We start from the raw sequence: 21,344 nt of genomic DNA on the forward strand, positions 1-21,344 counted from the left end.
GATCATCGGCCAAGGTCGGCCGCGAAGCCTCCGGGATCCGCCCCGCCGACACGCTCACCACGGGCGAAGTCATATGCTGCCTGTCATGACGAGTGAGCCGGAGCAGCAGATCGGAGTCGGCACGCAGGACGCGTTCCAGCGCCTGTGGACGCCCCACCGGATGGCGTACATCCAGGGCGAGAACAAGCCCACGGGCCCGGGGGCCGACGACGGCTGTCCGTTCTGCTCGATCCCGGCGAAGTCGGACGAGGACGGGCTCGTCATCGCGCGTGGCGAGCAGGTGTACGCGGTCCTGAACCTCTACCCGTACAACGGCGGCCACCTGATGGTCGTGCCCTACCGCCACGTCGCCGACTACACGGACCTCACGGCCGCCGAGACGGCCGAGCTCGGCGAACTCACCAAGCAGGCGATGACGGCCCTGCGCGCCGCCTCCGGCGCGCACGGCTTCAACATCGGCATGAACCAGGGGGCCGTGGCGGGCGCGGGCATCGCCGCGCACCTGCACCAGCACATCGTCCCGCGCTGGGGCGGCGACACCAACTTCATGCCGGTCGTCGGCCACACCAAGGTGCTGCCGCAGCTGCTCGGCGACACCCGCAAGATGCTCGCGGACGTCTGGCCCACCACCACCGCCGACTAGCGGCGACGGCGTCGTATTGCATCGACCCCCCTGCGCAGGAGGAGGGTGGGAAGCGGCGACCCCACCTGCCACCCTCCTTTCAGGAGGCGCCCGGGTCAGGGAGGGGTCATGTCCGTCGGCACGTCGCAGTCGGTGGTCCGGGGGTGGGCGGAGTTCGGGCGGCGGCTGCGCTTCCACCGCAGGCGGGCCGGGCTCACCCAGCTCCAGCTCGGCAGGCGGGTGGGCTACCACCACAGCTTCATCAGCAGGCTGGAGGGCGGGCTGCGCGAACCGCCCTTCGACCTGGTGGACCGGCTCGACGCGGTCCTGGAGACCGGCGGCCAGCTCGCCGCCGCCCTCGTCGCGCGGCCCCCGTCCCCGAGCGGACCCGGCCCGCGGCTGACCGCGCCCACCCTCTTCGCCCCGATCCCGGGGGCTCCGGTCCCGGGGCCTCCGATCGCGGGAGCTCCGGTCCCGGGCGCGGGCCCGCCCGGTGAAACGGCCCTCCTGGCCGCGGGGCCGTGGTCCGCGCAGCCCTGGCCCGCGCGGCTGCCCGCCGAGGGCCTGGCCTGCCCGCTGCACGGCAGGGTGGGCTGCGCGACACCCGACCGGGGCGCGGTGCCGGACCTGCTGAACGCCCTCACCGGGCCGTTCGGCCGCACCGGTGAGCCGGGCGGCGCCGAGGCGGAGCTGCTGCACGCCCTGACCGCCGTCCTCGCCTGCCTGATCCGTGCGGCGTTCGTCCGTGCCGCCGGCGCGTGCGCGACCACGGTGGAACGGCTGCTGCGCGGTGTGGCCCGCTGGGCCGACGCGGTCAACGCCACGGGCCGGCTGCCGCACGGCCAGCTGCGGCTCGCCGCTCAGTACGCCCAGGTCGCCGGACGTCTGCGGATGGAGCGCGGGCAGAGCGGTGTCGCCATGGCCTGGTTCGGGCACGGCCTGCGCTGGGCGGACGCCGCCCAGGACGCCGAGGCCCGCGCGACCCTCCTCAGCGACATGGCCACCCTCGTCAGGCTAGACGGGGACGCCGCGTCGATGCTCGGATACGCGCAGGCCATCGGGGCGGTGGACGCCAGACGGCGCTGGATGACGACGCTGGCCGACCTGTACCAGGCGCGCGCCCACGCGCTCGGCCACGACGCCGCCGCGTGCCGACGGCACATCTCCACGGCGCGGCGCAGGTTCGCCCGGCTCGACGACCGGGACCGCCTCGAAGCGCCCTGGCTCTGCGGCGCCGAGGGCGTGCTGCGCCTCGAGTCGGCGATCGGCGGGGCGCTGCGCGACCTCGCGGTGGTGACCCAGGACCGGGCGGTGGCCCGGCGGGCGATCGAGGCGACCGCCCGGTCGTACGCGCTGCTGCCGCCCGTGATGCACTCCGCGCGGCTGCTGCTCACCCTGCGCCTCGCGGACAGCTGGGCGTGCGCCGGTGATCCGGTCGCGGCGGTCACGCTGGCGCAGCCCGTCCTGGCCGAGGCGGTGGGCGCGCGCGAGTCGCTGATCACCGCGGAGCTGCGCGGGCTGCACGAACGGCTGGCCCGGTACGGGGGCGAGCTGCCGGAGGTCCGGGAGTACCGGGAGCGGCTGCGGAGCGTGTCGGAGTGAGGCGCCCGCCCCCGCGCGCGCTTGCCAGTTCTTGACAACGCGTGCCGGGCGCCTGGAATCCATTGACCGCGGACCGGGCCGGTGTGAGGGTTCCGCCAGCCACGAGAGTGTCATGCCACCGTCAGTTCGGACGCGGAGCTGCGGGTCCGCCCGCACGCCCCGGCGCGCACACGCTCCTCCTGGCCCGATCGAGCCTCAACACCTCTCACAAGGAGCCGTGATGCTCAGACGATCCGCAGCGGCCGGGATAACCCTGGCCCTGGCACTCGGGGTGGTGACGGTACCGGTGTCCCTCGCCTCGGCGGCGCAGCCCGCACCCGCCGCCGCCAAGCCGGACCCCCTCGCGAGAGCCGTCGCCGCCGCCGACAAGGCGGTGCGCAGCGGCCTCGACTCGCTGGCCAAGGGGCCCGAGGAGCAGTACGACCGGCACCAGGTCACCCCCTGGGTCAAGGGCCTCTACTCGGTCGCGTACGAACGCACCTACCGCGGCTTGCCGGTGGTCGGCGCGGACGCGGTGGTGCTCGCCGACGGCGAGGGGAAGGTCAGGTCCGTCAGGGCCGCGACCGACGCGAGGATCTCCGTCACCACCGAGGCGAAGGTGCCGCGGGCCCGGGCGGTCAAGGTGAGCCGCGCCGAGCTGGCCACGGTCAAGAAGGCCGACGCCGGACGTCTGGTGGTCCGGGTCAGGAAGGACACGCCCGCCCTCGCCTGGGAGACCACGCTGACCGGCAGGACCGGGGCCGGTGACCCCAGCAGGCTGCACGTCTTCGTCGACGCGCTCACCGGCAAGGTCATCGACACCTACGACGACGTGCGCGCGGGCAGCGGCCACAGCAAGTGGAACGGCCCCGACCCGCTGACCATCGACACCTCCCGGTCCGGCACCAACTACGTGCTGCGCGACACCACCCGCCCCGGTCTGCAGTGCTCCAGCTACCAGGGCTCGGTCTTCACCAAGGCGACCGACGACTGGGGCACCGGCGATCCCACCAGCCGCGAGACGGGCTGCGTCGACGTGATGTTCGCCGCGCAGAAGCAGTGGAACATGTTCAAGGAGTGGTTCGGCCGCAACGGGCACAACGGCAACGGCGGCAGCTGGCCGGTGAGCGTGGGCCTGAACGAGCTCAACGCCTACTGGAACGGCTCCTCCGTCACCATCGGCCACAACAGCGCCAACCAGTGGATCGCCGGAGTGGACGTCGTCGCCCACGAGTTCGGCCACGGCCTGGACTCCAACACCCCCGGCGGCGCGAACCACGAGAGCGGCCTGGGCGAGGCGACCGGCGACATCATGGGCGCCCTGACCGAGGCGTACATCAACGAACCCGCCCCCTACGACACCCCCGACTACACCGTCGGGGAAATGATCAACCTCCAGGGGCGCGGCCCGATCCGGAACATGTACGAGCCGAGCCGGGTCAACAACGACCCCAACTGCTACTCCGCCTCGATCCCCGGCATGGAGGAGCACAAGGCGGCCGGCCCCATGAACCACTGGTTCTACCTGCTGGCCGAGGGCTCGAGCCCCGGCGGCGGCAAGCCCTCCAGCCCCACCTGCAACCAGCAGTCCGTGACCGGCGTGGGCATCAAGAACGCCGGCCAGGTCTTCTACGGCGCCATGCTGCTCAAGACCAGCGGCATGACGTACAAGCGCTACCGCACCGCCACGCTCACCTCGGCGAAGAACCTGGACGCGAGCTGCGGTCTGTTCAACGCCACCAAGGCGGCCTGGGACGCCATCAGCGTCCCGGCGCAGAGCGGTGACCCGACCTGCTCCGGGCAGCAGAACGACTTCTCCCTCGGACTGAGCCCGGCCTCCGGGAAGGTCGACCCGGGCGGCTCGACGACCGCCACGGTCACCACCACGACCGTCACGGGCAGCGCCCAGCAGATCGCGCTGAGCGCCGCGGGCGCCCCGACCGGCGTGAACGTCTCGTTCGACCCCGGGACCGTCACGTCCGGCTCCAACGCCACCCTCAAGGTCACCACCTCGTCCGCCACGACGCCGGGCACCTACCCGATCACGGTCACCGGCACCGCGGGCACCAGGACCCACACCGTCCAGTACACGCTGACCGTGGGCGGTGGCGGCAACCCGACGCCGCCGCCGGACATCGACGTGGAGAAGGTGCGCGCCCACCTCGCGCAGCTCAACACCATCGCCGGGCAGAACGGCGGCAACCGCCGCGCCACCGGCACCGGCTACCGCGCCTCCCTCGCGTACGTGAAGGGCAAGCTGGAGGCCGCCGGATACAAGGTGACCGAGCAGGGCTGCGCCTCCGGCTGCTCGGCGGGCGCCGGCAACAACCTGGTCGCCGAGTGGCCGCAGGGCGACGCGGACAACGTCTACATGTTCGGCGCGCACCTCGACGGCGTGGCCGCCGGTCCCGGCATCAACGACAACGGCTCCGGCTCCGCCGCGATCCTGGAGGCCGCGCTCGCCCTCGCGCAGAACAACCCCACCATGAAGAACCGCGTCCGCTTCGCCTGGTGGACCGACGAGGAGCAGGGCCTGAACGGGTCGGAGTACTACGCCGGTTCGCTCCCGGCCGCCGAACGCGCCAGGATCAAGGCGTACTACAACTTCGACATGGTGGGTTCGTCGAACGCCGGGTACTTCATCAACAACCTGACCTCCAGCGCCTCGGTCCCGCTGCGGGACTACTGGACCTCCCTGAACCTCGCACCCCAGGAGAACGTCGAGGGGCAGGGGCGGTCGGACGACGCCTCCTTCCAGCGTGTCGGCATCCCGACGTCCGGCTACGCCACCGGTGCCTCGGCCACGAAGTCCGCTGCCGAGGCCGCGAAGTGGGGCGGCACGGCGGGCCGTTCGTACGACCCGTGCTACCACTCCGCCTGTGACACCCCCGCCAACGTCAGCGCCACCGCGCTGGACCGCAGCGCGGACGGGCTCGCGTACGCGGTCTGGAAGACGTCGGTGAGCGACCGGCCCGCCCCGACGGACGACTTCTCCCTGGCCGCCAGTCCGGCCTCGGGGACCGTCGAGCCCGGGTCGTCCGCGAAGGTCACCCTCGCCACCGCGACGACCAGCGGGTCGGCGCAGAAGGTCGCGCTCACGGCCTCCGGGGCGCCGGCTTCGGTGAGCGTCTCCATCAGCCCGGACGCGGTGCTCTCGGGCGAGTCGGCGACGGCCACCGTCGAGGTCGCGGCGGGCACGGCGCCCGGCACCTACACGCTGACCTTCACGGGCAACGGCCAGGTCAGCCACACCACCACGTACACCCTCACCGTGCCGGGCGGCGGGGGCGACACCACCTGGCGGCTCGGCGCCACCTACGCGGCCGGGGACGTGGTGACCTACAACGGCGTCCGCTACCGCTGCATCCAGGGCCACACGGCCTACCCGGGCTGGGAGCCGCCGAACGTGCCCGCCCTGTGGCAGGCCGTCTGAGCGTCGGACTCCGCCGCCGGCCCGCGGGCCGACGGCGGACGAACCGGGGCGGTGGGGTGGACGCACCCCACCGCCCCACCCGTCTCACGTCCTGACGCGGGGCAGGTCCTCACGCGTCGTACACGTCCGCCTTGCGCGGCATCGGGTCCTGGATCGCCCCGCTGAGGAAGCCGGAGCGGGCGCCGAACTTCTCGGTGTTGACGCCGTTCTCGTCGAGGACCTTGATCGCGGCCGAGTGCACCACGCGCAGCACCGGGGTGGCCGCGCGCAGCGCGTCGTCGGCCATGAAGCGGTGGCGCCAGGGCTTGTCCGCCCACGCGTGCCGCAGGCCGAAGGGCTCGGGCAGCACCAGTTTGCCGCCGAGGTAGTCCAGGAGCGGCGGGTACCAGGTGAAGGGGGCGCGGAGGGCGAGGCGGACGACCTCGTCGGCGTCTATCAGCGGCAGGTTGCGCTGGGTGGTCTCCCAGAACTTGATGGGCTTGGCGACCGTCTTCGTCTTGGGGGAGGGCTTGCTGGTGAACAGCGGGTTCACCGGGCCCAGCGCGTGGCCGGTGACCTCGATGCGCAGCGTCTCGTGCAGCACGGTGACCGTGATCAGCATCGTGATGACCAACTGCCCGTCCCAGAGCGTGAACTGCACGCCCAGGTAGTGGCGGTTCCCGCTGCCGAACTGCTGCTCGTTGCAGATGCGCTGTATCTCGTGGCCGCGGATCTGGAAGGCCTCGACGTCCGTGCCGGAGGGGCGGGACACCGAGCCCGCGTTCTCCCCGATGGGGGAGACGATCCAGTGCTTTATGTCCGGCGTGGGGAAGCCGCCGGTGTGCAGCGGGCCACGCTCCAGCATGCGGAGCTGGTCGTGCACCGCGCGTATGACATCCCAGCTGCGGAAGGGGTGGATCTCCTTGTCCGCGTCGGCGGGCACCAGTTCCTCGGCGAGCTGCCAGCTGCCCCAGCGCGTGCCCATGCCCAATATGCCCTTGGGGCCCGCGTAGAACACGGAGTTGCTCTGCTGCTCGGCGGAGAGCCTGGCCAGGCCCTGGCGGAGCCGCTCGGCGGCCGTCTCGCCGGGGCTGCCGGGCACCGCCTCGGGGATCTTGGCGCCGATGCCGCCGCCCGCGAGCAGGCTCGACCAGCGCTCGCGCAGGTCCCGCGCGGTGCGCTCGGCGATCTGCTTGGCCCAGAACCAGCCGACCACCGGCAGCACGATCGCCGCACGCAGATACCAGGCCCAGAAGCCGCCGAACGGCAGCTTGACCAGGAAGATGACGGCCAGCACGCCCACGGCGACCAGCACCGCCGTGGCCAGCGCGCCCGCGCGCTTGTCCTCGCTCTTGGCCACTTGGCGCCGGATGGTGAAGACGACGAGCCAGATCAGCAGGCCGGGCAGGAAGAGGAAGCCGCACAGCGCCATCACCGCGGTCAGCCAGCTGTCGCGCTCCTTGCGGATGCGGTTCGCCGCGAGGCAGTGCTCGACGACCGCCTGCGGCTCGGTCCCGAAGGACTGGATGAGCGGCGCGCGGCCGCCGCCGAGCATCCGCACCTGCACGGTCCGCGCGAACGCCTCGCCCAGATTCGGCTTGAACAGCGACCAGAGGCCGGGCTTCACCTCGGACTTGTGCCACTCGGTGTTGGCCTTGAGGATGCCGTCGACATCGCCGTCGCGATACGCCGCCGAGGCCAGGGCATGCGTCGCCGCCGTCTGGCCCGCGGCTCCGGAGAGCGGGACCTGGGCCCCGGGCCTGAAGTCGAATACATCGTCCGCCACTGCCGCCCCCATCGCCGCGACGCCTTCGCTGCTGCGGCTCTTCCCGACTTCCCTGCCCGGCACACCTGTTGCCGCCCGGGACCTCCGTTGATCAGGTCATCAGCGTATCCGTGCGCACCGGCATCCGTCAGGGGACGGCGCAATGCCGCCCGCCCGGAAGTCGACGGGCGGGCGGAATCGCGCCGGTGGGTCCGGCCGCTGGGCTTCTCCTGCCCGACTGCCCCAGCTGCCCCAGCTGCCCCAGCTGCTCCGGCTACCCCAACTACACCGAGCCCTCCGCCTGTTCGCGGATCCGGTCGGACAGCTGCGGCGGCATCGGCTCGTGGCGCGCGTACGCACGGTTGAAGCGTGCGGTGCCCTGCGAGAGGGAGCGCAGATCCACCGCGTACCGGCCGATCTCGATCTCGGGGACCTCCGCCCGCACCAGGGTGCGCCCGCCCGGGGCCTGTTCGGTGCCGACCACCCGGCCGCGCCGGCCCGACAGATCGCTCATCACCGCCCCGACGTGGTCGTCGTCGACCAGCACCCGCACCTCCGCGACCGGTTCGAGCAGGTGGATGCGGGCCCCGGACGCGGCCTCGCGCAGGGCGAGCGCGCCCGCCGTCTGGAACGCGGCGTCGGAGGAGTCCACCGAGTGCGCCTTGCCGTCCAGCAGCGTGATGCGCACGTCGATGAGCGCGTACCCGGCGGCGACGCCCTTCGCCGCCTGGGCCCGCACGCCCTTCTCGACGGACGGGATGAACTGCCGCGGGACCGCGCCGCCGACCACCTTGTCGACGAACTCGATGCCGCTGCCACCGGGCAGCGGCTCGACCGCGATCTCGCAGATCGCGTACTGGCCGTGCCCGCCGGACTGCTTCACATGCCGCCCCCGGCCGCCCGACCTGGCCGCGAACGTCTCCCGGAGGGACACCTTGTACGGCACCACGTCGACCTGCACGCCGTACCGGCTGCGCAGCCGTTCCAGGGCCACGTCGGCATGGGTCTCGCCCAGGCACCACAGCACCACCTGGTGGGTGTCCTGGTTCTGTTCGAGGCGCATCGTCGGGTCCTCGGCGACCAGCCGCGACAGGCCCTGCGACAGCTTGTCCTCGTCGGCCTTGCTGTGCGCCTCGATGGCCAGCGGCAGCAGCGGGTCGGGCATGTCCCAGGGCTCCATCAGGAGCGGGTCGTCCTTGGCGGAGAGGGTGTCGCCGGTCTCCGCGCGGGTCAGCTTCGCCACGCACGCCAGATCGCCCGCGATGCACCGGGTCAGGGTGCGCTGCTGCTTGCCGAAGGGCGAGGAGAGCGCGCCGATCCGCTCGTCCGCCTCGTGCAGGTCGCGGCCCTGCGGACCGCGGTCGGCCAGGCCGTGCCCCGAGACGTGCACGGTGTCGTCGGGGCGCAGGGTGCCGGAGAAGACCCGGACGAGCGAGATCCGGCCGACGTACGGGTCGGACGCGGTCTTCACGACCTCGGCGGCCAGGGGTCCCTCGGGGTCGCAGGTGAGCGCGGGCCGCGCCGCGCCGTCCGGCGTGGTCACCGCGGGCGCCGGGTGTTCGAGCGGGGTGGGGAAACCGCCGGTGATCAGTTCGAGGAGCTCGACGGTGCCGATGCCCTGGCGGGCGCCCTCCGCGGCGGGGGCCGCGGCGAGCACCGGGTGGAAGATGCCGCGCGCCACGGCCCGCTCCAGGTCGTCCACGAGTGTCTTGAAGTCGATCTCCTCGCCGCCCAGATAGCGGTCCATGAGGGACTCGTCCTCGCTCTCGGCGATGATTCCCTCGATCAGGGTATTGCGCGCCTGCTCGATCTGCGGGAGCTGGTCCTCGCCGGGCTCGGACTCCTTGCGCTCGCCGGACGCGTAGTCGAAGACCCGCTGGGACAGCAGCCCGACCAGGCCGGTCACCGGCGCGTGTCCGTCCGGGCCCTGCTCGCCGTGCAGCGGTAAGTACAGCGGCAGGACGGCGTCGGGGTCGTCGGCGCCGAACGCCTCGGCGCAGGTGCGGGTCATGGCCGTGAAGTCGGCGCGGGCCGACTCCAGGTGCGTGATCACGATGGCCCGCGGCATGCCGACGGCCGCGCACTCCTCCCAGACCATGCGGGTCGCGCCGTTGATGCCCTCCACGCCCTCCGCCGCCGAGACGACGAAAAGGGCCGCGTCCGCGGCGCGCAGACCGGCCCTCAGTTCGCCGACGAAATCGGCGTATCCGGGTGTGTCCAACAGATTGATCTTGAAGCCGCCCCATTCGACGGGGACCAGCGACAGCTGCACCGAGCGCTGCCTGCGGTGCTCGATCTCGTCGTAGTCGGAGACGGTGCCGCCGTCCTCCACGCGGCCCGCCCGGTTCACCGCCCCCGCGGTCAGCGCGAGGGCCTCCACCAGGGTGGTCTTGCCCGATCCGCTGTGGCCGACCAGCACCACATTCCGTACGGACGCGGGGTGGTCGGCCGCTGCTGCCCTGCCGGCGGCTCCGGGGTGTGCGTTCGCCTTGTCGCCCATGCCATGGCCTCCCGGTCACGTGCACACGATGAGGAGGCTCAGCCCCCTCGGGGATGCTGGCTGCTCGCGGACACGCGGGGCCGGGTGCGGGGCGGCTCCGACGGCGCCCGTCATGCTTTCGAGCTTTCCACTCGGGTCACTCTGCGTCCATACGTCGTACGCGATCGTGAGGGGGCGAGCCGGTCCGTCAAGGGCGTGACTACGATGGGCCAGCCGGTGGCCAACGGGGCCGCGCGGCGCACCGAACCCTCGGGAAGGCCATGCTGAACAAGTACGCGCGTGCATTCTTCACGCGTGTCCTCACGCCGTTCGCCGCGTTTCTCATCCGCCGTGGGGTCAGCCCCGACGCGGTCACCTTCATCGGCACCGCCGGTGTGGTGGCGGGAGCGCTGGTCTTCTTCCCCCGGGGAGAGTTCTTCTGGGGAACCATCGTCATCACCCTGTTCGTCTTCTCGGACCTGGTCGACGGCAACATGGCCCGCCAGCTCGGCCGCTCCAGCCGCTGGGGCGCCTTCCTGGACTCGACGCTCGACCGGGTGGCCGACAGCGCCATCTTCGGCGGCCTCGCGCTCTGGTACGCCGGATCGGGTGACGACAACATCCTCTGCGCCGTCTCGATCTTCTGTCTGGCGAGCGGCCAGGTGGTCTCGTACACCAAGGCGCGCGGCGAGGCCATCGGCCTGCCCGTCGCCGTCAACGGCCTGGTGGAGCGCGCCGAGCGGCTGGTGATCTCGCTGGTCGCCGCGGGCTTCGCGGGTCTGCACAAATTCGGCGTGCCCGGCATCCAGGTGCTGCTGCCCATCGCGCTGTGGATCGTCGCCGCGGGCAGCATGGTCACCCTCGTCCAGCGCGTGGTGACGGTGCGCCGGGAGTCCGAGGAGGCCGACGCCGCCGCGGCGGCGGGGGCGCAGGAGAGTGAGGCCGCGCAGTGAAGGACCGACTCACCGACGCGCTGTACGGCCTCGGCTGGAGCACCGTCAAGAAGCTCCCCGAGCCGGTCGCCGACCGCCTCGGCAGGACCATCGCCGACACGGTCTGGAAGCGGCGCGGCAAGGGCGTGCTGCGGCTGGAGTCCAACCTCGCGCGCGTGGTGCCCGACGCGAGCCCGCAGCGGCTCGCCGAGCTCTCCCGGGCGGGCATGCGCTCCTACCTGCGCTACTGGATGGAGTCCTTCCGGCTGCCGTCCTGGAGCCGGGAGCGCATCAGGGACGGCTTCGACGTCAAGGACGTCCACCACCTCACCGACGGGCTCGCCGCAGGCAACGGCGTGGTCCTCGCCCTGCCCCACCTCGGCAACTGGGACCTCGCGGGCGCCTGGGTCACCACCAGCCTTGAGACCCCCTTCACCACTGTCGCCGAGCGCCTCAAGCCCGAGACGCTGTACGACCGCTTCGTCGCCTACCGCGAGAGCCTCGGCATGGAGGTGCTGCCGCACGAGGGCGGCGCCGCCTTCGGCACCCTGGCCCGCCGCCTGCGCGCGGGCGGCCTCGTCTGCCTCGTCTCGGACCGCGACCTGTCGTCCTCCGGGGTCGAGGTCACGTTCTTCGGGGACACCGCCCGGATGCCCGCGGGCCCCGCGCTGCTCGCCCAGCAGACCGGCGCGCTGCTGCTCCCCGTCACTCTCTGGTACGACGACTCCGCCGTCATGAAGGGCCGCGTCCACCCGCCGGTCGACGTCCCCGAGACAGGCACCCGGGCCGAGAAGACGTCTGTCATGACACAGGCGCTGGCCGACGCCTTCGCCACCGGTATCGCCGACCACCCGGAGGACTGGCACATGCTGCAGCGTCTGTGGCTCGCCGACCTGGAGCCCCGCCCCGCGGCCGAGCCCGCCGAGGGCCGGACGTCCGCCGAGGGGACCTCGTGAGGATCGGCATCGTCTGCCCGTACTCCTGGGACGTGCCGGGCGGCGTCCAGTTCCACATCCGCGATCTGGCGGAGCACCTCATCCGCCTCGGGCACGAGGTCTCCGTCCTCGCCCCGGCCGACGACGAGACCCCCCTGCCGGAGTACGTCGTCTCGGCGGGCCGTGCCGTACCGGTGCCGTACAACGGCTCGGTGGCCCGGCTCAACTTCGGCTTCCTGTCGGCCGCGCGGGTCCGCCGCTGGCTGCACGAGGGCACCTTCGACGTCATCCACATCCACGAGCCGGCCTCGCCCTCCCTGGGCCTGCTGACCTGCTGGGCCGCGCAGGGCCCGATCGTCGCGACGTTCCACACGTCCAACCCGCGCTCGCGGGCGATGATCGCCGCCTACCCGATCCTGCAGCCCGCCCTGGAGAAGATCAGCGCCCGCATCGCGGTGAGCGAGTACGCGCGCCGCACCCTCGTCGAGCACCTCGGCGGCGACGCGGTCGTCATCCCCAACGGCGTCGACGTCGACTTCTTCGCCGAGGCCGAGCCGAAGCCCGAGTGGCAGGGCGGCGGGACGCGCGGCCCGGCCGGGGGCGACGGGGGAGGAGCGGGCGAGACCATCGGCTTCATCGGACGCATCGACGAGCCCCGCAAGGGCCTTCCGGTGCTGATGAAGGCGCTCCCGCAGATCTTCGCCGAGCGGCCCGGGGCCCGGCTGCTCGTCGCGGGCCGCGGCGACGAGGAGGAGGCGGTCGCCTCGCTCCCCGCCGAGCTGCGCTCCCGGGTGGAGTTCCTCGGCATGGTCAGCGACGAGGACAAGGCGCGGCTGCTGCGCAGCGTCGACCTGTACGTGGCGCCGAACACCGGCGGCGAGAGCTTCGGGATCATCCTCGTCGAGGCGATGTCCGCGGGCGCGCCCGTCCTCGCCAGCGACCTGGACGCCTTCGCGCAGGTCCTGGACCAGGGCGCGGCGGGCGACCTGTTCGCCAACGAGGACGCGGACTCCCTGGCCAAGTCCGCGGTACGCCTCCTGGCCGACCCGGAGCGCCGCGCGGGCCTGCGCGAGCGCGGCAGCGCCCACGTGCGCCGCTTCGACTGGTCGACGGTCGGCGCGGACATCCTGGCGGTCTACGAGACGGTCACGGACGGCGCGGCGTCGGTGGCGACGGACGAACGGACGGGCCTGCGCGCGAGATTCGGCCTGAGCCAGCGGACCTGAGGGCTCCGGGGATCGGCCCGCCGGGCGACTGAGGACCGCGGGCCCGGGGGCGAAGCCCCCGAAAACGAACGGGTGGGCCACGCCGAGGACCCGGTCCGGGGCGGCCCCGCCCGAAGGTAGCCTTGCGGCCCGTGACCTCCACACTGATCTGGATCGCCGCCGCCCTCTTCGCGATCGGCCTCTACCTGAGCTGGACCGCGGGCCGCCTCGACCGGCTGCACGCCCGCATCGACGCCGCGCGGGCCGCCCTCGACGCCCAACTGCTGCGCCGCGCCTCGGTCGCCCAGGAACTGGCCACCTCCGGAGTGCTCGACCCCGCCGCCTCGATCGTGCTCTACGAAGCGGCGCACGCGGCCCGCCAGGCGGAGGAGGAACAGCGCGAGGTCGCCGAGAGCGAGCTCAGCCAGGCGCTGCGGGCGATCTTCGGAGAGGTCCAGCAGGTCGAGGCGGTACGCGAGGCCCCGGGCGGCGACGAGGCGGCCACCGAGCTGGCCGCGGCCGTCCGCCGGGTGCCGATGGCCCGGCGCTTCCACAACGACGCGGTGCGTGCCGCACGGGCGCTGCGCCGCCACCGCAAGGTCCGCTGGTTCCGCCTCGCCGGCCACGCGCCGTTCCCGATGGCCTTCGAGATGGACGACGAGCCGCCGACGGCACTGGCCGACCGGGCGGGCGCGTAACCGGACCGCATAACCGAACCGCGTAACCGGACCGGTAACCGGATCGCCCAACCGGACCGAAACGGCGCTGACCAGGCACGTCCCGGGAAAATGAGCCACCGGTCGGTCATTGGCCCTTGCTGTGGCCTGGTGCCCGGGAGTTTCCTCGGAGACGCAGGAATTCTCTTCAGCGAGTGAGGTCAACTCCGTGTCCGTGTCCCAGTCGAACACCCCCGCCGGCAGCAACCCGTCGCCCGAGACCGGCACCGCGCGCGTGAAGCGCGGCATGGCCGAGCAGCTCAAGGGCGGCGTGATCATGGACGTCGTCAACGCCGAGCAGGCGAAGATAGCCGAGGACGCCGGCGCCGTCGCCGTCATGGCGCTGGAGCGGGTGCCCGCCGACATCCGCAAGGACGGCGGCGTGGCGCGGATGTCCGACCCGAACATGATCGAAGAGATCATCGAGGCCGTCTCCATCCCGGTCATGGCCAAGTCCCGCATCGGCCACTTCGTCGAGGCCCAGGTCCTGCAGTCGCTCGGCGTCGACTACATCGACGAGTCCGAGGTCCTCACCCCGGCCGACGAGGTCAACCACAGCGACAAGTTCGCGTTCACGACCCCGTTCGTCTGCGGCGCCACCAACCTGGGCGAGGCCCTGCGCCGCATCGCCGAGGGCGCGGCCATGATCCGCTCCAAGGGCGAGGCCGGCACCGGCAACGTCGTCGAGGCCGTCCGCCACCTGCGCCAGATCAAGAACGAGATCGCCAGGCTGCGCGGCTTCGACAACAACGAGCTGTACGCCGCGGCCAAGGACCTCCGCGCCCCCTACGAGCTCGTCAAGGAGACCGCCGAGCTCGGCAAGCTCCCCGTGGTGCTCTTCTCCGCCGGTGGCGTCGCCACCCCGGCCGACGCCGCCCTGATGCGTCAGCTCGGCGCCGAGGGCGTCTTCGTCGGCTCCGGCATCTTCAAGTCCGGCGACCCGGCCGCGCGTGCCGCCGCCATCGTGAAGGCCACCACCTTCTACGACGACCCGAAGATCATCGCGGACGCCTCCCGCAATCTGGGCGAGGCCATGGTCGGCATCAACTGCGACACCCTGCCGGAGACCGAGCGCTACGCGAACCGGGGCTGGTGATGACCACTCCCGTCGTGGGCGTGCTCGCCCTGCAGGGGGACGTACGGGAGCACCTGATCGCCCTGGCCGCGGCGGACGCCGTGGCCAGGCCGGTCCGGCGGCCCGAGGAGCTCGCCGAGGTCGACGGGCTCGTCATCCCCGGCGGCGAGTCCACCACCATCTCCAAGCTGGCCGCGCTCTTCGGCCTGCTCGACCCCCTGCGAGACCGGGTGCGCGACGGCCTGCCCGTCTACGGCACCTGCGCGGGCATGATCATGCTCGCCGACAAGATCCTCGACCCGCGCTCGGGCCAGGAGACGCTGGGCGGCATCGACATGATCGTGCGGCGCAACGCCTTCGGCCGGCAGAACGAGTCCTTCGAGGCGGCCGTCGACGTCAAGGGCGTCCCGGGCACCCCCGTGGAGGGCGTCTTCATCCGGGCGCCGTGGGTCGAGTCGGTCGGCGCCGAGGTCGAGGTGCTCGCCGAGCACGAGGGCCACATCGTCGCCGTGCGTCAGGGCAACGCGCTCGCCACGTCCTTCCACCCCGAGCTGACGGGTGACCACCGGGTCCACGCGCTGTTCGTGGAGATGGCGCGGGGTAACGGGCGCGCGGGATCCTAGTAGGATCTCCGGGGATCCCCCCGGGGCCTTAAGGTCTGGGAGAGTTCTTACTGGTTGTTGGGTAACGCGAAGGAGACAGGCAGATGTCCGGCCACTCTAAATGGGCTACGACGAAGCACAAGAAGGCCGTGATCGACGCCAAGCGCGGCAAGCTCTTCGCGAAGATGATCAAGAACATCGAGGTGGCGGCGCGCACCGGCGGCGCCGACATCTCGGGTAACCCGACCCTCTTCGACGCCATCCAGAAGGCCAAGAAGAGCTCGGTCCCGAACAAGAACATCGACTCGGCGGTCAAGCGCGGTGCCGGCCTCGAAGCCGGTGGCGCCGACTACGAGACGATCATGTACGAGGGCTACGGCCCGAACGGCGTCGCGGTGCTCATCGAGTGCCTCACCGACAACCGCAACCGCGCCGCCTCCGACGTGCGCGTCGCCATGACGCGCAACGGCGGCTCGATGGCCGACCCGGGCTCCGTCTCGTACCTGTTCAACCGCAAGGGCGTCGTGATCGTCCCCAAGGGCGAGCTGTCCGAGGACGACGTCCTGGGCGCCGTCCTGGACGCGGGCGCCGAAGAGGTCAACGACCTCGGCGACACGTTCGAGGTGCTCAGCGAGGCCACCGACATGGTCGCGGTCCGCACCGCGCTCCAGGACGCCGGCATCGAGTACGACTCGGCCGACGCCAACTTCGTCCCGACCATGCAGGTCGAGCTGGACGAGGAGGGCGCCCGGAAGATCTTCAAGCTGATCGACGCCCTGGAGGACAGCGACGACGTGCAGAACGTCTTCGCCAACTTCGACGTCTCCGACGAGGTCATGGCGCAGGTCGACGCGTAAGGCGCGACGCCGGGCCCGCGCACGCGGAACCCACGCCCCCTCGGGGCACGAACGGGCCGACGGGACACACCCCCGTCGGCCCGTCGCGTTGTCGGAGGGACCCGATAACCTGCACGGACAGGCGATGGGAGGGGCTTACGTGCGCGTGTTGGGGGTCGACCCGGGACTGACCCGGTGCGGTGTGGGCGTCGTCGACGGCGTCGCGGGACGCCCGCTGACGATGCGCGGGGTCGGTGTCGTGCGCACCCCGCCGGACGCCGAGCTCGGCCACCGCCTCGTCGCCATCGAGCAGGGCATCGAGCAGTGGCTCGACGAGCACGAGCCCGAAGTCCTCGCCGTGGAGCGCGTCTTCAGCCAGCACAACGTGCGGACGGTCATGGGCACCGCCCAGGCCAGCGCCGTCGCCATGCTCTGCGCGTCGAGGCGCGGCATCCCCGTCGCCCTGCACACCCCCAGCGAGGTCAAGGCCGCCGTCACCGGCAGCGGTCGCGCCGACAAGGCGCAGGTCGGCGCGATGGTCACCCGCCTCCTGCGGCTCGACGCGCCCCCCAGGCCCGCCGACGCCGCGGACGCCCTGGCCCTCGCCATCTGCCACATCTGGCGCGCCCCCGCGCAGAACCGGCTGCAGCAGGCCGTCGCCCAGAACCGCCTCCAGCAGGCCGCGGCCGCGCACGCCGCGTCGGCCGGGACCCGCACCGCCAGGCGCACCCCGGCCGCGACCACAGCGACCAGGACACCCCCGTCCGACACGCCCCCGGCCGACACACCCACCCCCCAGGCCTCCCCGGCCAGGACCTCCGCAGCACAGAAAGGCCGTACCGCATGATCGCCTTCGTCAGCGGCCCCGTCGCCGCCCTCGCGCCCGATACCGCGGTGGTCGAGGTCGGCGGGATCGGCATGGCCGTCCAGTGCACGCCGAACACCCTCTCCACGCTCCGCGTCGGCCAGCAGGCCAAGCTCGCCACCTCCCTGGTCGTCCGGGAGGACTCGCTGACGCTCTACGGCTTCGCGGACGACGACGAGCGCCAGACCTTCGAGCTGCTGCAGACCGCGAGCGGTGTCGGCCCGCGCCTGGCCCAGGCCATGCTCGCCGTGCACACCCCCGACGCCCTGCGCCGCGCGGTCTCCACCGGCGACGAGAAGGCACTCACCGCCGTCCCCGGCATCGGCAAGAAGGGCGCCCAGAAGCTCCTCCTGGAGTACAAGGACCGTCTCGGCGAGCCCCTGGGCACCGGCGGCCCCGCGATCGGCACGGCCGTCACCGCAGGCTGGCGCGACCAACTGCACGCGGCCCTGATCGGCCTCGGATACGCCACCCGCGAGGCCGACGAGGCCGTCGTCGCCGTCACCCCGCAGGCCGAGGCCGCCGAGGGCACCCCGCAGGTCGGCCAGCTCCTCAAGGCCGCCCTGCAGACCCTGAACCGCACCCGCTAGCCCCTTCCGCACGCACCCGCCGGCCACCCCTTGAACCGCATCGCGAGGCACACCGCATGAACTGGGACGACACGACCGACGACGCTGCCGCCGCGGCCGAGCGGCTCGTCGGGGCCTCCGCCGACGGCGAGGACCAGGCCGTCGAGGCCGCCCTGCGCCCCAAGGACCTGGGCGAGTTCATCGGCCAGGAGAAGGTCCGCGAGCAGCTCGACCTGGTGCTGCGCGCCGCCCGCGCGCGCGGGGCCACCGCCGACCACGTGCTGCTCTCCGGCGCCCCCGGCCTCGGCAAGACGACCCTCTCGATGATCATCGCCGCGGAGATGGGCGCCCCCATCCGCATCACCAGCGGCCCCGCCATCCAGCACGCGGGCGACCTCGCCGCGATCCTCTCCTCCCTCCAGGAGGGCGAGGTCCTCTTCCTCGACGAGATCCACCGGATGTCGCGCCCCGCCGAGGAGATGCTCTACATGGCGATGGAGGACTTCCGCGTCGACGTCATCGTCGGCAAGGGCCCCGGCGCCACCGCCATCCCGCTCGAACTGCCGCCCTTCACCCTCGTCGGCGCCACCACGCGCGCGGGCCTGCTGCCCCCGCCGCTGCGCGACCGCTTCGGCTTCACCGCGCACATGGAGTTCTACGAACCCGCCGAGCTGGAGCGCGTCGTGCACCGCTCCGCCCAGCTCCTGGACGTGGAGATCGACCCGGCGGGCGCCGCCGAGATCGCCGGGCGCTCGCGCGGCACGCCCCGTATCGCCAACCGCCTGCTGCGCCGCGTCCGCGACTATGCGCAGGTCAAGGCCGACGGCTCGATCACCCGGGACATCGCGTCCGCCGCCCTCGCCGTCTACGAGGTGGACGGACGCGGCCTGGACCGGCTGGACCGCGCCGTCCTCGAAGCCCTGCTCAAGCTGTTCGGCGGCGGGCCCGTGGGCCTGTCGACGCTCGCGGTCGCGGTGGGGGAGGAGCGCGAGACGGTCGAGGAGGTGGCGGAACCCTTCCTGGTACGGGAGGGACTGCTCGCCCGCACCCCGCGCGGCCGGGTCGGGACGCCCGCCGCGTGGGCCCACCTCGGCCTGGTACCGCCGCGTCAGCCGGGCGGAAAGGGACAACAGGACCTGTTCGGGACGTGACGGCGGCGAGAGCGCCCCGCCCGCGAAGCGGAACGGCGCGGATAGTCGCCCTCCCAGGAACTGCGGTGCCATGCTGAGCGTTGTTCGTTAGGTGCGGACTCGCTTAGACTCCGCCGATGCCGCCCTTATCGGTGGCGTGCCCACCCCCATCCCAATGGCCGCTTACCTGCGCGGTCGTGCGAAGGAAACTCCGTCCCGTGAATATCGTGACCCTCCTCCCGTTCATCGTGCTCATCGGGGCCATGTTCCTGATGACCCGGTCGGCCAAGAAGAAGCAGCAGGCCGCCGCACAGATGCGCAACGAGATGCAGCCCGGCACCGGCATCCGCACGATCGGGGGCATGTACGCCACCGTCAAGGAGGTTCACGACGAAGCCGTCCTCCTTGAGGTGGCTCCCGGTGTCCACGCGGTGTACGCGAAGAACTCGATCGGCGCCGTCCTCGACGACGACGAGTACAACCGCATCGTGCACGGCACCGAGGACGACCTGAAGGAGGACACCCCCGTCGTTCCGGACGACGCGTCCTCCCTGACCGAGAGTGACGAGCCCGCCGGCGCTTCCGACGACTCGCCCATCGACCTCGGCAAGAAGGATGCGCCCGCCGGGGCCGACGACGCGGAGCCGAAGAAGACCGACGGCGAGTCCGACGCGAAGTAGTCACGACCGGGGCCCGTGGGGTGCGCCGCTCGCGCACCACGGGCCCCGGATCACGTGCATTTCGCGCCGAATCTCGACACCACTTCATGGCCGTCCGCCCGGTTCGCCCTACCGCAGGGGCGTGACCGCGGGCCGGGCGGTTGGACAGGGAGAACGAGAAGGTGGCAGCACCGAAGAAGGGCCGAAGGCAGAGCGCTCCGGGTAAGCCGGGACGCTCGCTGGTCTTCATCCTGATCGCCCTCGTGGCGCTGACCGGGGGAATGTTCCTTTCCGGGCACACCACGCCGCGCCTGGGCATCGACCTCGCCGGCGGCACGAGCATCACGCTCGAGGCCAAGAACGAGCCCGGCCAGAAGAACGCGATCAACCCGACCAACATGAACACCGCGGTCGACATCATCAACAACCGCGTCAACGGTCTGGGCGTCTCCGAGGCCGAGGTTCAGACCCAGGGCGACAAGAACATCATCGTCAACATCCCCAAGGGGACGAACGAGAAGCAGGCGCGCGACCAGGTCGGCACGACCGCGCAGCTCTACTTCCGTCCGGTGATCACGCAGACCAGCGGTGCGCCCACGCCCGAGCCGTCCGCCAGCTCCTCCTCCGGCACGGACAAGGAGAAGGGCAAGGCCACCGACAAGGACAAGGCCACCGACCAGGGCAAGGCCACCGACAAGGCGACCTCCCCCACCGCCTCCCCGTCGACGCAGGGCCGCCCGGTCAGCGAGGCCCTGAAGGCCGACCCGACCCCGTCGGCCGGCGCCACGGACAAGGACGGCAAGAAGAAGGACGAGACGCCCAAGCCGTCCACCGACCCGGCCACGGCGAAGCTGCAGGAGAAGTTCACCAAGCTCGACTGCACCGACAAGAAGGCCCGGGTCGAGGCCGGTCTCGGCGTCAAGCCGTCCGACCCCACCGTCGCCTGTGGCAAGAGCCCCGACGGCAAGTCCTGGGACAAGTTCATCCTGGCTCCGGCCGAGGTCAACGGCAAGGACGTCGACAAGGCGCAGGCGACCATCAACCAGAACTCCGGTGCCTGGGTCGTCAACATGGACTTCACCAAGGACGGCTCGAAGAAGTTCTCGAAGGTCACCGGCAAGCTCTCGCAGCAGCAGCCGCCGCAGAACCAGTTCGCCATCGTCCTCGACGGTGACGTCGTCTCGGCCCCCAGCGTCAACACGACCCTGAGCGCCAACGCCGAGATCTCCGGCAGCTTCACCCAGGAGTCCGCCAAGGACCTGGCCAACGTGCTGTCGTACGGCGCCCTGCCGCTCACCTTCCACGAGCAGAGCGTCACCACCGTGAGCCCGGCCCTCGGCGGCGAGCAGCTCAAGGCGGGTCTGATCGCGGGCGCCATCGGCCTCGCGCTGGTCATCATCTACCTGGTGGCCTACTACCGCGGCCTGTCGCTCATCGCCATCGCGAGCCTCCTGGTCTCGGCGGCGCTGACCTACACGATCATGACGCTGCTCGGACCGACCATCAAGTTCGCGCTGAACCTGCCCGCGGTCTGTGGTGCCATCGTCGCGATCGGCATCACGGCGGACTCGTTCATCGTGTTCTTCGAACGCGTACGGGACGAGATCCGCGAGGGCCGCACCCTGCGCCCGGCCGTCGAGCGGGGCTGGCCGCGCGCCCGGCGCACCATCCTGGTCTCCGACTTCGTGTCGTTCCTCGCCGCGGCGGTGCTCTTCGTCGTCACGGTCGGCAAGGTGCAGGGCTTCGCGTTCACCCTCGGCCTCACCACCCTGCTCGACGTCGTGGTGGTCTTCTTCTTCACCAAGCCGCTGATGACGCTCATGGCCCGCAAGAAGTTCTTCGCGAGCGGCCACAAGTGGTCCGGTCTCGACCCCCAGCGGCTGGGCGCCAAGCCCCCGCTGCGCCGGTCCCGCCGCACCACTCCTCCCGCCGCTGGCCCTGTCGACCCGAAGGAGGCGTGA

General features: G+C 72.0%; 17 protein-coding genes. 15 read left to right on the plus strand and 2 right to left on the minus strand.

Annotated elements, in window-relative coordinates; translation table 11 throughout:
* Nucleotides 1–73: 73 nt before the first annotated feature.
* The 3 genes from ACFYXE_RS27330 to ACFYXE_RS27340 all read left to right on the plus strand — a co-directional run bounded on the left by ACFYXE_RS27330 (nt 74) and on the right by ACFYXE_RS27340 (nt 5,636).
* Complete coding sequence (locus tag ACFYXE_RS27330) at nt 74–643, plus strand: HIT family protein (protein ID WP_389316485.1); 570 nt, start codon at nt 74–76, stop codon at nt 641–643.
* A gap of 108 nt (nt 644–751) precedes the next feature.
* The gene (locus tag ACFYXE_RS27335) at nt 752–2,224 is read left to right on the plus strand and encodes a helix-turn-helix domain-containing protein (protein ID WP_389316487.1); all 1,473 of its coding nucleotides are present in this window, start codon (nt 752–754) and stop codon (nt 2,222–2,224) included.
* Nucleotides 2,225–2,444: 220 nt separating this feature from the next.
* Nucleotides 2,445–5,636 carry a M20/M25/M40 family metallo-hydrolase gene (locus tag ACFYXE_RS27340; RefSeq protein WP_389316489.1) on the plus strand — a complete coding sequence of 1,064 codons (3,192 nt, stop codon included), beginning with the start codon at nt 2,445–2,447 and terminating at the stop codon, nt 5,634–5,636.
* A gap of 109 nt (nt 5,637–5,745) precedes the next feature.
* Here the strand turns inward: ACFYXE_RS27340 and ACFYXE_RS27345 are convergent, their stop codons facing one another.
* The gene (locus ACFYXE_RS27345) at nt 5,746–7,413 is read right to left on the minus strand and encodes a hypothetical protein (protein ID WP_389316491.1); all 1,668 of its coding nucleotides are present in this window, start codon (nt 7,411–7,413) and stop codon (nt 5,746–5,748) included.
* Between the two features lie 250 nt (nt 7,414–7,663).
* Complete coding sequence (locus ACFYXE_RS27350; RefSeq protein ID WP_389316493.1) at nt 7,664–9,880, minus strand: elongation factor G-like protein EF-G2; 2,217 nt, start codon at nt 9,878–9,880, stop codon at nt 7,664–7,666.
* Between the two features lie 260 nt (nt 9,881–10,140).
* Here ACFYXE_RS27350 and pgsA point away from each other — a divergent pair, with 260 nt between their 5' ends.
* The 12 genes from pgsA (at nt 10,141) to secD (ending at nt 21,344) form a co-directional block, all read left to right on the plus strand.
* On the plus strand, nt 10,141–10,812 hold the full coding sequence (gene pgsA, locus ACFYXE_RS27355) for a phosphatidylinositol phosphate synthase (RefSeq protein ID WP_389316495.1): 672 nt from the start codon (nt 10,141–10,143) through the stop codon (nt 10,810–10,812).
* Nucleotides 10,809–11,747: a phosphatidylinositol mannoside acyltransferase gene (locus ACFYXE_RS27360; RefSeq protein WP_389316497.1), complete on the plus strand. Its 939-nt coding sequence runs from the start codon at nt 10,809–10,811 to the stop codon at nt 11,745–11,747. The genes pgsA and ACFYXE_RS27360 overlap by 4 nt, the downstream gene beginning before the upstream one ends.
* Nucleotides 11,744–12,952 (plus strand): glycosyltransferase family 4 protein, encoded by a 1,209-nt coding sequence (locus ACFYXE_RS27365; protein ID WP_389316499.1) that lies wholly within the window; start codon nt 11,744–11,746, stop codon nt 12,950–12,952. Before ACFYXE_RS27360 ends, ACFYXE_RS27365 begins: the two co-directional genes overlap by 4 nt.
* Before the next feature lie 131 nt (nt 12,953–13,083).
* Entirely contained in the window at nt 13,084–13,629 is a 546-nt protein-coding gene (locus ACFYXE_RS27370; RefSeq protein WP_389316501.1) for a hypothetical protein, read from the plus strand.
* A 193-nt stretch (nt 13,630–13,822) separates the two neighbouring features.
* Nucleotides 13,823–14,743 carry a pyridoxal 5'-phosphate synthase lyase subunit PdxS gene (gene pdxS / locus ACFYXE_RS27375; protein ID WP_361169028.1) on the plus strand — a complete coding sequence of 307 codons (921 nt, stop codon included), beginning with the start codon at nt 13,823–13,825 and terminating at the stop codon, nt 14,741–14,743.
* A complete protein-coding gene (gene pdxT / locus ACFYXE_RS27380; protein ID WP_389316503.1) occupies nt 14,743–15,345 on the plus strand; it encodes a pyridoxal 5'-phosphate synthase glutaminase subunit PdxT in 603 nt (200 codons plus the stop codon). Before pdxS ends, pdxT begins: the two co-directional genes overlap by 1 nt.
* 83 nt (nt 15,346–15,428) lie before the next feature.
* The gene (locus tag ACFYXE_RS27385; protein WP_361169005.1) at nt 15,429–16,181 is read left to right on the plus strand and encodes a YebC/PmpR family DNA-binding transcriptional regulator; all 753 of its coding nucleotides are present in this window, start codon (nt 15,429–15,431) and stop codon (nt 16,179–16,181) included.
* Nucleotides 16,182–16,320: 139 nt separating this feature from the next.
* Complete coding sequence (gene ruvC, locus ACFYXE_RS27390; RefSeq protein WP_389316506.1) at nt 16,321–17,007, plus strand: crossover junction endodeoxyribonuclease RuvC; 687 nt, start codon at nt 16,321–16,323, stop codon at nt 17,005–17,007.
* The gene (ruvA, locus tag ACFYXE_RS27395) at nt 17,004–17,615 is read left to right on the plus strand and encodes a Holliday junction branch migration protein RuvA (protein ID WP_361168999.1); all 612 of its coding nucleotides are present in this window, start codon (nt 17,004–17,006) and stop codon (nt 17,613–17,615) included. Before ruvC ends, ruvA begins: the two co-directional genes overlap by 4 nt.
* Before the next feature lie 56 nt (nt 17,616–17,671).
* Nucleotides 17,672–18,745, plus strand: coding sequence for a Holliday junction branch migration DNA helicase RuvB (gene ruvB, locus ACFYXE_RS27400; protein WP_361168996.1), 1,074 nt, complete (start codon nt 17,672–17,674; stop codon nt 18,743–18,745).
* A gap of 197 nt (nt 18,746–18,942) precedes the next feature.
* Nucleotides 18,943–19,404: a preprotein translocase subunit YajC gene (gene yajC, locus ACFYXE_RS27405; RefSeq protein WP_361168993.1), complete on the plus strand. Its 462-nt coding sequence runs from the start codon at nt 18,943–18,945 to the stop codon at nt 19,402–19,404.
* A 161-nt stretch (nt 19,405–19,565) separates the two neighbouring features.
* Complete coding sequence (gene secD / locus ACFYXE_RS27410; RefSeq protein WP_389316509.1) at nt 19,566–21,344, plus strand: protein translocase subunit SecD; 1,779 nt, start codon at nt 19,566–19,568, stop codon at nt 21,342–21,344.

The sequence above is a fragment of the Streptomyces sp. NPDC002564 genome (assembly GCF_042889645.1).
GTDB lineage: Bacteria > Actinomycetota > Actinomycetes > Streptomycetales > Streptomycetaceae > Streptomyces.